We start from the raw sequence: 14,641 nt of genomic DNA on the forward strand, positions 1-14,641 counted from the left end.
TCCAAGCTATACAAAAAACGTACCGTATCTTAGACCTATACAAGATTAAAGGTTGGCTGATAACAACCTCTTAGCATACAAATTGGAGAAAAAATGCTAAAAATTATAATATTTCTATTAATCCTGTGCGCCTTTCCTGCCGGACTTTTTTTCGGGCCTTCCACTATGGAGGTTGATGCCAAGCAGCCGGCCGTAAATCCTATCAGCGTCACGCTGGTTTCAGAGCGGATCACAGCTCAGGATAACATTCCGGAATTGAATGCCCGCCCAGAGGTAAAATACCTTGGAACCCTGCTTCTGAATTCCCCGCACCCGGCATTCGGCGGGTTTTCCGATCTTCTGGTCAGCCCGGACCGTAAAATGTTTCTTGCTGTCTCAGATATGGGATTCTGGATCAGAGCAGGTCTTGAATATTCAGAAGAAGGCCAACTGACAGGAACAAGCTCAAAAGCACTGCTGGGCCAGTTGCTGGACAGCTCAGGCAGGACCTACCCTATCAAATATATGGGGGATGCCGAAGGGTTGAGCCGGGCACCGGAATCCGGATATCTGGTCTCCTTCGAAAGGATATCCCGTATTCATAAATTTTCAAGCGGAGGGGACCTAAGTCTTGCCGGGACTCCCACCGAATTTCCCGTGCCCGCGGCAGTCACCAAACTTCCTGACAACAGTGGACTGGAATCATTACTTCTCCTTCCTGACCAGAGCGTCTTTATCATGGCGGAAGGAGAAGATAAACAGGGCCCTAATTCATATGCGGCCATATTCAAAGACAACCGCTGGGAAGAGTTCAGCTACGCCCGTTCTGGCGACTTCCGCCCCACTTCGGCAGCAAACCTATCCGGCGGACGGATACTGGTTCTTGAACGCCGCTACACCGGTCCGGGATCGCTTGGCATAAGATTCAGAGAATTCGGCAGCAAGGAGATGAAGTCAGGAGCCAGTATCAACGCGAATCAGTTCTTTGAAATTCAACCACCCATTCCAAGAGATAATTACGAAGGATTGGACACAGTTACAACCGATGACGGCAGAACCTATATCTACATAATCTCGGATGACAATTTTTCACCGATGCAGCACACTCTGCTGACACTTTTCGAGCTGGATCAGGCAACGATTAAATGATGTCATAAAATTCATATATTTACAAACGTGTGAAATATTGTTCAATTAAACCAAACACTTAAATGAAAAAATAAATCTCCATTAATTACGGTATGATTGCGTTTTTTTTCCGATTTTTCTTTTCCGGACATTGTTTTGTTGTTCCAGAAAGGTTATCTTACCAATATAAGGATAAACCTTTTAATTCAGGAGGCCGAAATGAAAACTAAAAAGCGTAAAGAGAAGCCCGTAGTGCCGGGGGTCTGCCCCATGAGAGAGCTTAAAGACAAGAACGAGCTGTTCATGCTCTCCCATGACAACTGGAATACCCAGGACAATCGGACCTTCATTATGAATGCCGATTTCAGACAGATGAATTCAGCGAGGGATGACAGATAATATGTGCTGCAATCAGGATGGGAAAGAGGCAGAGAAGTTAAGGCTGAAATGATCCCCCCTTTAAAACAGGAGTCCGTAAAGGGGGGAATTTTTATTTGAATCTGAAACGCAAATCAAAACTGGCGCCGTTATCTGAAAAACTCTCAAGAGTCCCGTTTATCTGCTGAACAAGTGTATCAATCAACACATGCCCCAGACTTCCCGAGCGCTCAAGCCCGCTAAACCCGACGCCGTTGTCAGCAACAACCATCCGCGCTGAACTTCCTTCCTTAGACAACTCAACAGATATTCTGTCTGATGGTCCCGGTTCCGGAAAAGCATGATTTATGGCATTGGTGATCAACTCATTTACTATCAGGCCGCACGGAAGTGCCAATTCTATGGGCAGAAGAATTGAGTCAAGTTCGGTTTCAAAAACGATTCTGTGACCCACCCCATAAGAATTCATGAGCTTAAGGCCCAGAGATGAAATATACTGGCCGAAATCAATGCAGCTTAGATCGTCCGAACGATACAATTGCTCATGCACATAAGCCATGGAGCGCACACGGTCTATGCTGTGCCTGATCAGCATCAGATCCTGCGGATCTTTTATATAATCCGTCTGCAGATTCAGAAGACTGCAGATGACCTGCATATTATTCTTAACGCGGTGGTGCACTTCTTTAAGGAGAGTTTCTTTTTCCTTAAGAGACTGCCTAACCTTGAGCTCTGATTTTTTCTTACACAGAATATTCCACATACCGTCCAGCAGAAGACCGAGATTGCGGACATTATCTTCAACATAGCCGCCTTCACGGTTGACCAGCACAGCAACAGCGACAACGCACCCGTCCTCCAGAACAGGTAGAGCTAGAAAGTTTCTTACTTTACCTTCAGGAAAAGGAAACTGGCTCTCATCTATGCTGACCAGATTGCGGTAAAGCGGTGTCCTGCGGATTATCACTTCACGCCAAGCACCGCACTGCCCCAGATTTTCGGGGACCGGCAAATGCCCGGCGTGGGCATCTGCAGCCACAGCTGTCCAGTTGATAAATCGGGAGGTGTTTCCGTGACCTTCCAACTGGGCGATAAAACCGAATTCACTTTCACTGAGCTCAATACCCCTGCTGATTGCATACTCAAAGAACACCCTTGTGGACGTCTCATTCAAATGAGCCATTTCATACAGAGCCTTCAGACGCTTACGTTGCAGCACAGCACGTTTATCAGCCTGGATACGCTCGGTAATATTCCGGGCAATAGTCATGACAATTTTTTCGCCATTGAAGTAGAAAAGCCGGGAATTGACCTCAACGGAAAATTTTTCGCCATGGCGGGTAATGTGTTCAACCTCTTCAAATACCCCGGGCTTTCCATGCTCGGCAAAAGAAACAAATTTACCGTCAGCCCGGATATCCGAGGGGCTCAGTTCCAGAAGTTCTTCTCTTGTATATCCCAGACGTTTACAGGCAATCCTGTTGGCGTCAATCAGCCTGCCATCTTCTGTATGGATGAAGATTGCGTCCCCGGCTCCCTCAAAAAGAGCCTGATACATTGTTTCGGACTGTTCAAGAGCCTGCCGGACATTGGATTCATCAGTCACATCAGAAATGAATACCTGAACGCCTTCATAGGTTTCCTCCAGTCCGAAAAGCGGGGTAAACCTGAAGCGAAGCACGACCTTTTCGCCTGACACAGAAGGAAATTCACACTCATAATCGGCAACAGCAGCTGTGCTTTTCTGGGAAAGGATAAGATTTCTGATTCTTTCCCGGTCAGTACGGGATAGGGAATCAAGCAGTTCAATGGCATCAAAGGTGCCAATCTCCCTGCCCATGAACCGGAGAGCGCTCTTGTTGACAAAAACAGTTTCGAAATTCCGGTCCAGAACAAATACGCCCTGATCAATATTCTCCACCAGACGGACATAATGATCAGCCTGAGACCAACATCCAATCGGCCCTGAATCCACTGCGTCATGATACGGTATAGCTCTCAGTTTATTCTCAAGCAGAGCTACCCTGGCCTTTGCAAACTCAAGTTCTTTTTCCAGGCTTTTTCTTTCCAGGCCTGAGATGGTATTCATCGCTGCTCCAGTAAAAAAGCGATATAGGGCCAAAGTGACACCCTCTGCTGGATGCCACCTTTCCCGATATTTATCGTAACTACCCGTTAGAGATTTCTTTTGATAGCTGCAAGTATTCTGGAAGAAGACTGCTCATCACCGAGGATTCCGTAACGCACGGCCACTTCAGTCACTCTTGAAGAACTGCTGCTCAGATCTATGTATACAGTAGTATCAACATCAATTGCCTTGATTGATGCATCACTGAGTCTTTTCTTGCCGTCTTCAATCCTGAGATCCAGCTGCTTGCAGGCACTCAGGGCGGCCTTGTAGGTTGTCCCCAGATCGGCATTGAATTTCTGTTTAGCCTGCCCGGCAACATAGACATAAGTTCCACCGGCGGCAGCACCGCCGAGAATTACCGCACCGCAACCGGAAACAAAGAAACCGAGAAAAACTATCAGGACAAGGGTAGCCAGTCTTTTAACAGGTATCATTACATCCTCACTTGATTAAGGGGTTATATCTGCGACCCGCACCTCGTGGCGAATATGTCCCACGCCCGAAGCCGAGTCAACTGTATTAAGCTTATGTTCACCAGTTCGCATAAAAAAAAGCGGCCGAAACCGACCGCCCCTGAACACAAGAAAATATTTTTTGCTAAAGGATACAGTTCTCACGGAGTTCACTCATGACCTGTACCTTATTGAAAGGCTTGACAATATAACAGCTCGCATAGCCTTTAAAAAAGGCCTGGCTAACGTTTTTGGTGTCTTTCAGAGAAGTTATCATAACCAGCTTGAACTCATCAGGTCCGTCCACCTTCAGCTCTTTCTCAAGATCACGCAATTTCTGGGTTACTTCATGCCCATCCATCTCAGGCATGAGTATATCCATAAAAACAGTATCATAAGGGTCATTCTCTTCATGCGCCTGCTTGTACTTCTCAATCGCATCAGAACCGCTGAAAACCGCCTCACAGCGTGCGTAAGGAGACAACAGCTGCGTCAGATACATATGGACAGCTTCGTCATCATCGATAATAAGGAACCTCATACTCCTCCACTCCCTTAAAATTATGACTGATTTAAGGATCAATACTATTTTTAATAATTAACACCAATAATAAAATAAATATAACTGTATCGCAATACATAAAATAAAAATTAACATAATGGAGGGGTATTTAAACAGAACCGAGCCGCTTTAGGACAGATGGTGCTTTATCATCAGAACACAGACTTCTGAGAAAGTGCCGGATGCAAGGAGCGAGAAAAAGAGTGGAACGAAGCGTATTTCACATACGTGAGTTTCAGTCTTTTGCGCTGGGACGCCCAGATGGTGTTTTATCATCAGAACGCAGACTTCTGAGAAAGTGCCGGATGCAAGGAGCGAGAAAAAGACTGGAACGAAGCGTATATCACATACGTGAGTTTCAGTCTTTTGCGCTGAGACGCCGCAGATGGTGTTTTATCATCAGAACGCAGACTTCTGAGAAAGTGCCGGATGCAAGGAGCGAGAAAAAGACTGGAACGAAGCGTATATCACATACGTGAGTTTCAGTCTTTTGCGCTGAGACGCCGCAGATGGTGCTTTATCAGAAGTCTGAAACCCCATCTCCTAATGAAGATGGGGTTTCATGGATATGCAAATTAGCTTAATTACGCTTTAAAGATCTACACCGTAAGACTTGATAACTGCCATGCCGCCCTGAGTATTGTGGACTTCTTTGAAGCCAAGAGCGTCTAGCATGACCTGTGCTTCATAGGACCGGCCACCTGTGTTGCAGACCAGCACCAGCTTCTTGTCACGGGGAATTTCCTCGTAACGCTTGGGGATCTCTCCCTGAGGCACGTTATGCCAGTATTCGGGATATTTTTCGAGAAAAGGCTCGGCATCAGCATTCTCACGAACATCCAGGAAACAATATTCGCCGCTCTCACGGTCTTCCCAGTATTGAGCGAAGATATCGGGACCATGTCCACGGTTCATGCCGGTAAGAGCGTTGTCAGCCATGTTAGCGATGGCGTTAAGCACGTCCATTGCGGAAGCAAACGGCGGAGAGTAAGCCACTTCGAGATTGCTTACATCCTCGATTTTAGGCTCATACTTCATAATGGCCGCCACTGCGTTTATACGCCCGACCATAGCGTCAGCCCCTGCGGAGAAGCCCTGAATTCCGAGTACACGGCGGGTAGCCCTGTCCACGACCATTTCAAGGGTCATCATATCCTTTTCAGGATAGAAATGGGCACGGTCCGCCATGATGAGCATAACGCTCACAGCGTCAAAACCGGCCTGTCTTGCGGCACCGAGGCTCATTCCGGTTCCGGACATGGCACGTTCAAAAATCTTGACACACCAAGAGCCTGCCGCTGCGGGGAATTTTTCAGTACGCCCGGCAAGATTACCACCGATTATGCGGCCCTGCCTGTTGGCCATGGAGCCCATGGGCAGGAACAGCGGAGAACCGTCAACGGCATTCCTGATTATAGCGCAGTCACCACCGGAAAAGATCAGCGGATCGGAAGTGCGCATGGTTTCATCAACGATGATGCCGCCACGCTCACTGCACTCAAGTCCACATTCGCGGGCAAGCTTGTCATTAGGGATAACCCCGGCGGAGATGATGACGAGATCAGCTTCGATCTCACCATCAGAGGTAACAACCTTCTCAACCTTGCCGTCACCTTCAATACTGGAAACAGTCTGGCCGAGTTTGAAGCTTACACCCTGCTCTTCCATGTGGTTCTGCCCCATTTTGGCAAGGACAGGACTGCACATACGGGGCAGGATCTGCTCAAAAATTTCAACAACCGTGGTTTCTATGCCCCACATATCCGCAAAGGCCTCAGCCATTTCAAGGCCGATGAATCCGGCTCCGACAACAACGGCCTTACCGTATTTGCCCTGAGTGATACCCTGCTTGATTTTTTCGGCATCGTGCATGTTGCCGACATAGAAAACGTTTTCCAGCTCTTCACCGGGCAGATTGAGCTTACGGGGGGTGGCTCCGGTTCCGATTACAAGCTGATCATAATCGAGAACACTTTCCTCGCCGGTTTTCAAGTTCTTTATGTGGACCTGCTTTTTGTCGCGGTCAATCCTTGTCGCTTCAGTAGCGGAAAGAACATCCACGCCCTTGATGTCCTTGAAAAAGGGCTCATCCCTTACCATATGAAAAGCGGTGGTACGCAGCTGATTTGCCTCTGAAACGTCTCCGGAAACAAAATAAGGGATACCACAACCGCCGTAAGAAAAGATTTCGTCTCTGTCGATGAGGGTTACCTTCGCGTCCTGCTTGATCCTTTTGAATCTGCAGGCAGCTTTGGGACCGAGTGCGACAGCACCGATGACAACTACATGTTCTGACATGAACCGAACCTCTGTTTTGAGATTAACATAACTCCTGAAAAAGCATCACTTCAGGAGGGGAATTGTCTTTGGATTAGCAAGTAATCATTTTAAGAAGTAAACGCAAGTAGATGCGTGAAACAATCAAGCTCGCATCGAAAAAAAAGGCGGAAATCCTCTAATCGGATTTCCGCCTTTTGAACTTCATTTAAACAAGCACTAGCTGACCGGACCGGCCTCAAAACCAATCTTGTTTATAATTTCCTTGATTTTGGCCTCATCAACAGGCTCGGACTCTTCATAGGTTGCACTGGCATCTTCAAGGCTGACTTTAACATCAGTAACGCCTTCAATGCCACTGAGAGCCTTCTCGACAGAAGCAACACAATGCTGGCAGCTCATGCCTTTTACTTCAACAGTTTTCATAATGCCTCCTAGTTATTCTCCAGCCATTCAATGGCTTCAGCGAAGTTAAGAGAACCGGTATAGATAGCCTGTCCGGAAACTGCCCCTTCAAGTCCTTTGGAGACGAGCGGGCGGAGGTTGATCACATCTTCAAGAGTGGCCACCCCTCCGGCGGCAATCACCGGCAGTTTAGTCTTTGCACACAGATCAGTCAGTGCGGGGAGGTTGACTCCGGTCTGCATACCGTCACGGCTGATATCGGTGTAGATGATAAAAGCGGCCCCGGCAGCTTCAATGCGGGGCAAAATGTCGAATACTGAGATTCCGGCATCTTCAACCCATCCGCGGGACTTGAGCTGACCGTTCACTGCATCAAGGGATACACCGATCTGGCCAGGAAATTTAGCGCACAATGCTGCAAAAGTATCTTCATCCTCAAGGGCCATCGTTCCAATAATCAGACGCTTTACGCCTGCCTCGATATACTTGGAAGCGGTTTCGATATCACGGATTCCGCCGCCAAGCTGAACCGGAATGCTCAACTGGGAGCAGATCTGCCTGATAAGGTCAAAATTCTTGGGCATTCCGCTGAAAGCACCGTCTAGATCAACAACATGAAGATAACGTGCTCCCTGATTCTCCCAGTAGTTGGCCTGGGCTACAGGATCGCTTGAAAAAACAGTGACTGCATCAGCCTGTCCCTGCGAAAGGCGCACACACGCGCCGTCTTTGATATCCACAGCGGGGAAAATTATCATAAACCGAGCTCCGTAAGTCCATTCTCAAGAGCCTCGTCAGCGAGCTCCATTGCCTTTACCCACTTGCCGCCGCGTTTAAAGAAAGTGCCAGCGTTAAGCACGTTCTCGGTAAGGGGCTGCTGGGTTTCATCAAAATGGAAGCGTCTGACAATGCGCTTGTTGTTAACATCAATAAGATACAGATCAATAATCACGGATGCGGGCTGGATATTGAAATCAGCTTTCTGCATTCCGCGCAGGTCCTGCCAGAAAAGAACCTGGGGTACAAGAATATAATCCGCCGTCATGCACTCCCCTACCTTTACCCAGTAGGCGAACGCGGCCTCGCGTCTTGAACCCATGTTCTCGAAAACTTCAATTTCCTGGCACTGGCGGGTGATAGCGGGTCGTGCGAACCCTGTAACGCCGTGTCTGGAAAGAACTCCGACCATCTTTTCATCAAGCTGCTGCAGAACTTCCTTTTTGATGGGTTTTCCTTCTTGAGGAAGGTAACCGGCCAGAAGCTCCCAGTTGAATACCGGGTTGGTAAATCCGGCAACAGCAATTGTACCCACCGGACGAGGGAGTTTGACAACTTCGCTCTTGCTCGCGCAACCGCTCAAAGTTGCCAGGGCAAATACACAGATCAGAAGCAGCGGGGTAAGTCGTTTCATCAGTCGAGACTCCCTTTGGTACTGGAAACACCTTGTCTTTCAACGGACAGGGCATTGCGGAAAGCAAGTCCCAGAGCCTTGAACGCACCTTCGAGAAGGTGGTGGCCGTTACGTCCGTATTCAAACTTGATGTGCATGTTCATCCCGGCCTTGAAAGCCAGGGATTTGAAAAACTCGCGCCAGACATCTTTTTCATCCCCTGCGATTATCGGGGGAAGGATGTCGTCATCATACACAAGATAGGCCCTGCCCGAAAGGTCAATTACAACCTCTACAAGAGCCTCGTCCATGGGAACCTTTGCGAAACCTATGCGGTTGATGCCTTTACGGTCGCCCATGGCGTCAAGAATGGCCTGCCCTAATACGAGGGCTATATCTTCAAGAGTGTGGTGCGAGTCTATTTCAAGGTCGCCCTTGCATTTGAGATCAAGATCAAAGCCGGCCCAGAAACTCATCAGAGTCAGCATATGATCGGCAAACCCAACTCCGGTAGAGATATCGGTACGCCCTTCTCCATCCAGATTAACAGTCAGGGAAATATCTGTTTCCTTGGTTGTGCGGGTAATTGATGCAGACCTCTGTGACAAAATCAACCTCTCTTGAATTATGCCGCTGTGAAGCGGCTATTACATTTCAATCATGTCCTCGTCATAGCCGGAATCCTTCGGCGCTGACTTTTTCTTTTTGGGATCATCCTGATTTTCGCTTTCCGCTCCACCGGACTTTTCCCTGCTGTCAGGTTCTTTCTCCGCAGTTTCATCGCTGTCCGAGTCAGTTGAGGCAGCCTCACCGCCACCGTCTGGACCGGAATCATCTGGATCGGAATCGTCTGTGCCCTGCTCCTGCATCTTCAGTTTCCTTCCGCCGCGCTTTCCAAAGAAATAAGCAACCCAAATGCCTACTTCGTAAAGAATGATCAGCGGACCGGCCATCAGAGTCTGGGTCATTACATCGGGAGGGGTCAGTATGGCAGAACAGATGAAACAGACCAGAATAGCGTATTTCCGTTTACTGCGCAGTCCTTCCGCGGTGACCACACCAAGGCGGGCCAGAAAGAAGATGAAAAGCGGCAGCTCGAATATCACCCCGAAAGCAAACAAAAGCTTGAGGGAGAATCCAAGGTATTCGCGCAGAGTCGGCATCGGCTTGATGAACTCATCCGCGAATCCCATAAAGAACTCACAACCGAACGGGAAAACGACATAATAACCGAACAGAGCACCGCCTACAAAGAAGAAAGCAGACAGGAAGGCAAGTGGAATCATCCATTTGCGTTCATGCTCATAAAGGCCGGGTGCAATGAATCCCCATATCTGGGAAAAAATATAAGGAGATACGGTAAATATCCCGGCCACGAAAGCAACCTTCAGGTAAGTTACAAAACCTTCAGGCAGGGAAGTAAAAATAAGAGTGGAATCCGGGGGCAGCACCGCGACCAGCGGTCTCATAAGCAGGGAAAAGAGCGGTTTGGCGAAAGAGTAACAGGCAATGAACCCGACACCGCAGGCAATGAATATTCTTACAAAACGGCGGCGCAACTCTTCGAGGTGCTCAAGAAAAGACATTGGAGCCTCTTCCTCATCAAGCTCATCCTCATCAGGGTCTTCATCTTCGCCTTCAGCTGCGGCCAGTTCTCCGTCAGCCCGTTCAGCCGGAAGGTCAGAACCGGATTCGGAATCAACGACCTCATCGTCCACAGCCGCTGTCTCGTTTTCGGAAGAAGATTCTTCAGAACTTTCGGAGTCTTTTTCGAGCTCTTCCTGATCCTGCGGATTCTCCTGTCCTACTTCACGCGAATCTTTATCCGCTGAACTCATGCCTTTTCACCCTCGGCTTCTTTCCTGGGTGCTTCGGCTACGGTCTCACCTTCTTCCGCAGCTGTTTCGGCTACGGTTTCAGCTTCGGCTGTTTTCTGCGGTTCATCCTGTTGTTTTTCAGCCTCAGCCTTGCGGGCTTTTTCCATGGCCTCGGCTTCGGCTTTCTTGCGGGCCGCTTCTTTTTCAGCATCCTCTTTAGCCTTTGCTTCCGCGTCAGCAGCGGAGATTTCAGCATCAAGAGTGTTTTTCACATCATTAGACATCTTCTTGACCTCGGAAATACCGCGACCCAGATTCTTGATGAGTTCAGGAAGCTTCTGGGGCCCTATAAGAATAAGGGCCACAACCAAAATCACGATAAGTTCTGTTGAACCGATACCGAACATATTTAATCCTTGTTCCTTATGGCAGTAAAATCACTTATACGCTGAAAGCTTATGCTGTAATCCAACAACGGAATCAGGCACAGGCTTATCTGAATTTGCAGATGTCTTGTAACCGATTTCGGAAACTTTATCTACGCCTTATAAGCACAGAAATTCACTCAGACGTAACACCTCTCCGGCCCGTTTCTTATTAGTAATTGCGCCTCTACGCAACAAAAAATGCCTCCGGCGGATACCGGAGGCATTAGAATTAACTGATTTTACTGCGGAGATAGGAATTATTCCCACTCGATGGTGGCCGGCGGCTTGGAGGAGATATCCAGAACCACGCGGTTAACCCCGGTTACCTCGTTGATAATCCGGTTGGATATGCGTGCGAGGATATCGTTGGGGATACGGCTCCAGTCAGCGGTCATGGCATCGAGGCTGTCCACGATGCGCAGTGCAATGACGTGCTCGTAGGTACGGTCATCGCCCATAACGCCAACTGTCTTGAGCGGCAGCAGAACAGCGAAGCCCTGCCATACCTTGCGGTACCAGCCGGAAGCGTGCATTTCATGCTGAACGATCTTGTCAGCCTGACGCAGGATTTCCAGACGGTCTTCGGTCACATCACCGAGTACACGGATGGCGAGACCGGGGCCGGGGAAGGGCTGGCGCCAGATGATGAACTCGGGCAGTCCCAGTTCGTAAGCAACCTTGCGGACTTCATCCTTGAAAAGTTCACGCAGGGGTTCAACCAGCTTGAGGTCCATTTCTTCGGGCAGTCCGCCGACATTGTGGTGGGACTTGATAACCGCGGAGGGACCCTTGAAGGATTCGGACTCGATAACATCGGGATACAGGGTTCCCTGTGCGAGATATTTAACATCCTTGAGAGCGGTTGCTTCCTCGTTGAAAACATCGATGAAGGTGTAACCGATAAGCTTGCGCTTCTGCTCGGGATCTTCAACTCCTTCGAGTTTATCGAGGAACAGCTTGGCAGCATCCACGCATTTGACGTTGAGGTCGAAGTGCTCTTCAAGAAAGCCGATAACCTCTTCACGCTCATGCATGCGCAGCAGCCCGTTATCAACGAAGATGCAATGCAGGTTCTTGCCGATAGCCTTGTGCAGAAGCACGGCAACAACAGTAGAGTCAATACCGCCGGAAAGACCGAGAACAACTTTGTCGTCACCGATCTTCTCACGCATTTCCTCAATGCAGTTTTCCACAAAGGAGGACATGGACCAGTCTGCTGTGAGACCTGCAATTTTGAAAATGAAGTTATTGATAATGGTGGTTCCGCTCTCAGTGTGTGCCACCTCGGGGTGGAACTGGAGGGCGTACATTTTCTTCTCTTCGTTAGCCATGGCTGCGAAAGGAATGGACTCGGTGGTACCGCAGACCTTGAATCCTTCGGGAATAGCTTCAACACGGTCGCCGTGACTCATCCAGACGGTGAGCTTCTCGACATCCTCGATTCCGTCCCAGAGAACGCAATCTCCGCAACCGCAAAATTCGGCGCGGCCGTACTCACGGTTCTCGGAAGAAACAACCTTTCCGCCCATATCGTGGGTCATGAGCTGCATGCCGTAGCAGATGCCGAGCACGGGTACGCCCATTTCCAGAAAAGAAGGATCAAGCTGCGGAGAATCCTCTCCCAGTACGGAAGAGGGGCCGCCGGAAAGGATCAGTGCTCCGGGTTTGAGATCCTTGATTTTCTGAGGATCTACATTGCAGGGGTGAATTTCGGAATACACCCCGGCTTCACGGATTCTGCGGGCGATCAGCTGAGTGAACTGAGACCCGAAATCCAGAATTATAACTTTATTATCGTGCTGCATGACGACTCCTGAATATTAGTAGGAATCAACCCGGTAGTTGGGAGCTTCCTTGGTGATGATTACATCGTGTACGTGGCTTTCCTTGAAACCTGCGGGAGACATCTGGGTGAACTGAGCCTTCTCGGCAAGCTCTTTAATGGTCGCGCAACCGACATATCCCATACCGGAACGCAGTCCGCCGATCATCTGGTAGATGCTGTCGGAGACAGGCCCTTTGTAAGGAACACGTCCGACAATCCCTTCGGGAACCAGTTTGTTGGTATCCTTCTGGAAATAACGGTCGGAGCTGCCCTGCTTCATGGCGTCAATGGAGCCCATGCCGCGGTAGAGCTTGTAGGAACGGCCCTGGTAAAGGACTTTTTCGCCGGGGCTTTCGTCGGTTCCTGCAAACATGGAACCCATCATCACGGTATTGGCACCGGCAACCAGGGCTTTCACCACATCACCGGAGAATTTGATGCCGCCGTCACCAATTACGCAGACACCGTGGTCCTTGCAGGCGCGGACAGCTTCCATGATAGCGGTGATCTGGGGCACGCCGACACCGGCAACCACACGGGTGGTGCAGATGGAACCGGGACCGATACCGACCTTGACAGCGTTGACACCTGCTTCGATGAGAGCCATCGCACCGTCATAGGTAGCGATGTTACCGCCGACAATCTGTGCATCGGGGTAGCAGGAACGAAGCTCTTTGATGGCGTCAAGGATACCCTTTGAGTGGCCGTGGGCGGAATCAAGAGTAAGGAAGTCAACACCGGCGTTGATCAGCGCGGAGCTTCTTTCCATGAGGTCGTGCCCTACACCTACGGCCGCACCTACACGGAGTCTTCCGTGGTTGTCCTTAGCTGCGTTGGGGTACTTTTTGACCTTGTCGATATCCTTGATTGTGATCAGTCCGGTAAGCTTGTTTTCATCATCAACAACCAGCAGTTTTTCAATGCGGTTGGTGTGCAGATGACGCTTTGCTTCTTCGGAAGAAATACCTGCCTGCACGGTGACGAGGTTACGGCTGGTCATGACTTCGGAAACAGGGATATTTCTGTCAGTAACGAAACGGGTGTCGCGGTTGGTGATGATACCTACAAGGTGCTCACCCTTGACTACAGGAAAGCCGGAAATCTTGAATTCGGACATGAGATCGAGAGCTTTACCGACAGTGTCATCGGGATGGACCACGATAGGATCGGTGACCATTCCGGACTCGGACTTCTTGACTCTCTCGACTTCGCGGACCTGATCACGAACGGACATGTTTTTGTGGATAACACCGGCTCCGCCGTGGCGGGCCATCTGGATTGCCATCTTGGACTCGGTAACGGTGTCCATAGCGGCACTGATAAGCGGAATTCCGAGGGTGATTTCCTCGGTAAGTTTGGCGGAAACGTCCACACTATCGGGAAGAACTTCCGAATAGGCGGGCAAAAGCAGAACATCGTCAAAAGTCAGAGCCTGACTTACTACCTTTTCCATGTTGCCCTCGCAAAATGATTTGAAATATTATCTAAAAGAAAAGAGAAATCATTTCGCTGATGATTCCTCTCAAGGCTAAAGCCCGGTCTTCCGGCGGTCGACAGGACTTTGCTGCCGTAAGCTTCATTCGGGTTCTGGCAGGTACTTCCCTGCCGGGATTTTCAATCTTGAATGAACTGAGTATATACTTTTTTGCCACAGACTCAAGGGCGTAGCGAAAAAGTTATTTAAAAGTGTTCGGCCCCGCATATTTGCGGGGCCGAGTTTTGTCAACAATTAAGTTCAGGCAGAATGAGATAAAGACCTCTTTTAAGGGGCAGTCACCACTGAATAAATGTCAGGAAAATAATTATATGACATTTTTTTGCAAGGTTAAGGACATCAAGATCACTCTCGCCCTGCCGCCCCAATATTAT

General features: G+C 49.2%; 14 protein-coding genes. 2 read left to right on the forward strand and 12 right to left on the reverse strand.

Annotated elements, in window-relative coordinates; genetic code table 11:
* The first annotated feature begins 93 nt into the window (after positions 1 to 93).
* Both ACZ5PW_RS14415 and ACZ5PW_RS14420 read left to right on the forward strand, forming a co-directional pair.
* Positions 94 to 1,128 (forward strand): esterase-like activity of phytase family protein, encoded by a 1,035-nt coding sequence (locus tag ACZ5PW_RS14415; protein WP_464554900.1) that lies wholly within the window; start codon positions 94 to 96, stop codon positions 1,126 to 1,128.
* A gap of 198 nt (positions 1,129 to 1,326) precedes the next feature.
* On the forward strand, positions 1,327 to 1,506 hold the full coding sequence (locus tag ACZ5PW_RS14420) for a hypothetical protein (protein WP_464554902.1): 180 nt from the start codon (positions 1,327 to 1,329) through the stop codon (positions 1,504 to 1,506).
* A 91-nt stretch (positions 1,507 to 1,597) separates the two neighbouring features.
* Here ACZ5PW_RS14420 and ACZ5PW_RS14425 read toward each other — a convergent pair whose 3' ends face one another.
* From ACZ5PW_RS14425 to guaB, 12 genes are all read right to left on the reverse strand, one after another.
* A complete protein-coding gene (locus ACZ5PW_RS14425) occupies positions 1,598 to 3,574 on the reverse strand; it encodes a PAS domain S-box protein (RefSeq protein WP_464554906.1) in 1,977 nt (658 codons plus the stop codon).
* A gap of 86 nt (positions 3,575 to 3,660) precedes the next feature.
* Positions 3,661 to 4,050 carry a DUF3568 domain-containing protein gene (locus ACZ5PW_RS14430; protein ID WP_464554909.1) on the reverse strand — a complete coding sequence of 130 codons (390 nt, stop codon included), beginning with the start codon at positions 4,048 to 4,050 and terminating at the stop codon, positions 3,661 to 3,663.
* A 163-nt stretch (positions 4,051 to 4,213) separates the two neighbouring features.
* Positions 4,214 to 4,609, reverse strand: a complete 396-nt coding sequence (locus ACZ5PW_RS14435; RefSeq protein ID WP_464554911.1) for a response regulator — start codon at positions 4,607 to 4,609, stop codon at positions 4,214 to 4,216.
* 612 nt (positions 4,610 to 5,221) lie between these two features.
* Complete coding sequence (locus ACZ5PW_RS14440) at positions 5,222 to 6,928, reverse strand: FAD-dependent oxidoreductase (protein WP_464554913.1); 1,707 nt, start codon at positions 6,926 to 6,928, stop codon at positions 5,222 to 5,224.
* A 198-nt stretch (positions 6,929 to 7,126) separates the two neighbouring features.
* Positions 7,127 to 7,333 (reverse strand): heavy-metal-associated domain-containing protein, encoded by a 207-nt coding sequence (locus tag ACZ5PW_RS14445; protein ID WP_464554915.1) that lies wholly within the window; start codon positions 7,331 to 7,333, stop codon positions 7,127 to 7,129.
* 8 nt (positions 7,334 to 7,341) lie between these two features.
* Positions 7,342 to 8,070, reverse strand: a complete 729-nt coding sequence (gene hisA / locus ACZ5PW_RS14450) for a 1-(5-phosphoribosyl)-5-[(5-phosphoribosylamino)methylideneamino]imidazole-4-carboxamide isomerase (RefSeq protein ID WP_464554917.1) — start codon at positions 8,068 to 8,070, stop codon at positions 7,342 to 7,344.
* Positions 8,067 to 8,723, reverse strand: coding sequence for a hypothetical protein (locus ACZ5PW_RS14455; protein ID WP_464554918.1), 657 nt, complete (start codon positions 8,721 to 8,723; stop codon positions 8,067 to 8,069). Before ACZ5PW_RS14455 ends, hisA begins: the two co-directional genes overlap by 4 nt.
* The gene (gene hisB, locus ACZ5PW_RS14460) at positions 8,723 to 9,310 is read right to left on the reverse strand and encodes an imidazoleglycerol-phosphate dehydratase HisB (RefSeq protein ID WP_464554921.1); all 588 of its coding nucleotides are present in this window, start codon (positions 9,308 to 9,310) and stop codon (positions 8,723 to 8,725) included. The genes ACZ5PW_RS14455 and hisB overlap by 1 nt, the downstream gene beginning before the upstream one ends.
* Positions 9,311 to 9,349: 39 nt before the next feature.
* Positions 9,350 to 10,540 carry a twin-arginine translocase subunit TatC gene (gene tatC / locus ACZ5PW_RS14465; protein ID WP_464554924.1) on the reverse strand — a complete coding sequence of 397 codons (1,191 nt, stop codon included), beginning with the start codon at positions 10,538 to 10,540 and terminating at the stop codon, positions 9,350 to 9,352.
* Positions 10,537 to 10,926, reverse strand: a complete 390-nt coding sequence (gene tatB / locus ACZ5PW_RS14470; RefSeq protein ID WP_464554926.1) for a Sec-independent protein translocase protein TatB — start codon at positions 10,924 to 10,926, stop codon at positions 10,537 to 10,539. The genes tatC and tatB overlap by 4 nt, the downstream gene beginning before the upstream one ends.
* A 278-nt stretch (positions 10,927 to 11,204) precedes the next feature.
* Positions 11,205 to 12,752, reverse strand: coding sequence for a glutamine-hydrolyzing GMP synthase (gene guaA / locus ACZ5PW_RS14475; RefSeq protein WP_464554928.1), 1,548 nt, complete (start codon positions 12,750 to 12,752; stop codon positions 11,205 to 11,207).
* Positions 12,753 to 12,767: 15 nt separating this feature from the next.
* Positions 12,768 to 14,225, reverse strand: a complete 1,458-nt coding sequence (guaB, locus tag ACZ5PW_RS14480) for an IMP dehydrogenase (RefSeq protein ID WP_464554931.1) — start codon at positions 14,223 to 14,225, stop codon at positions 12,768 to 12,770.
* Positions 14,226 to 14,641 lie beyond the last annotated feature (416 nt).

It is taken from the genome of Maridesulfovibrio salinus (assembly GCF_055394525.1).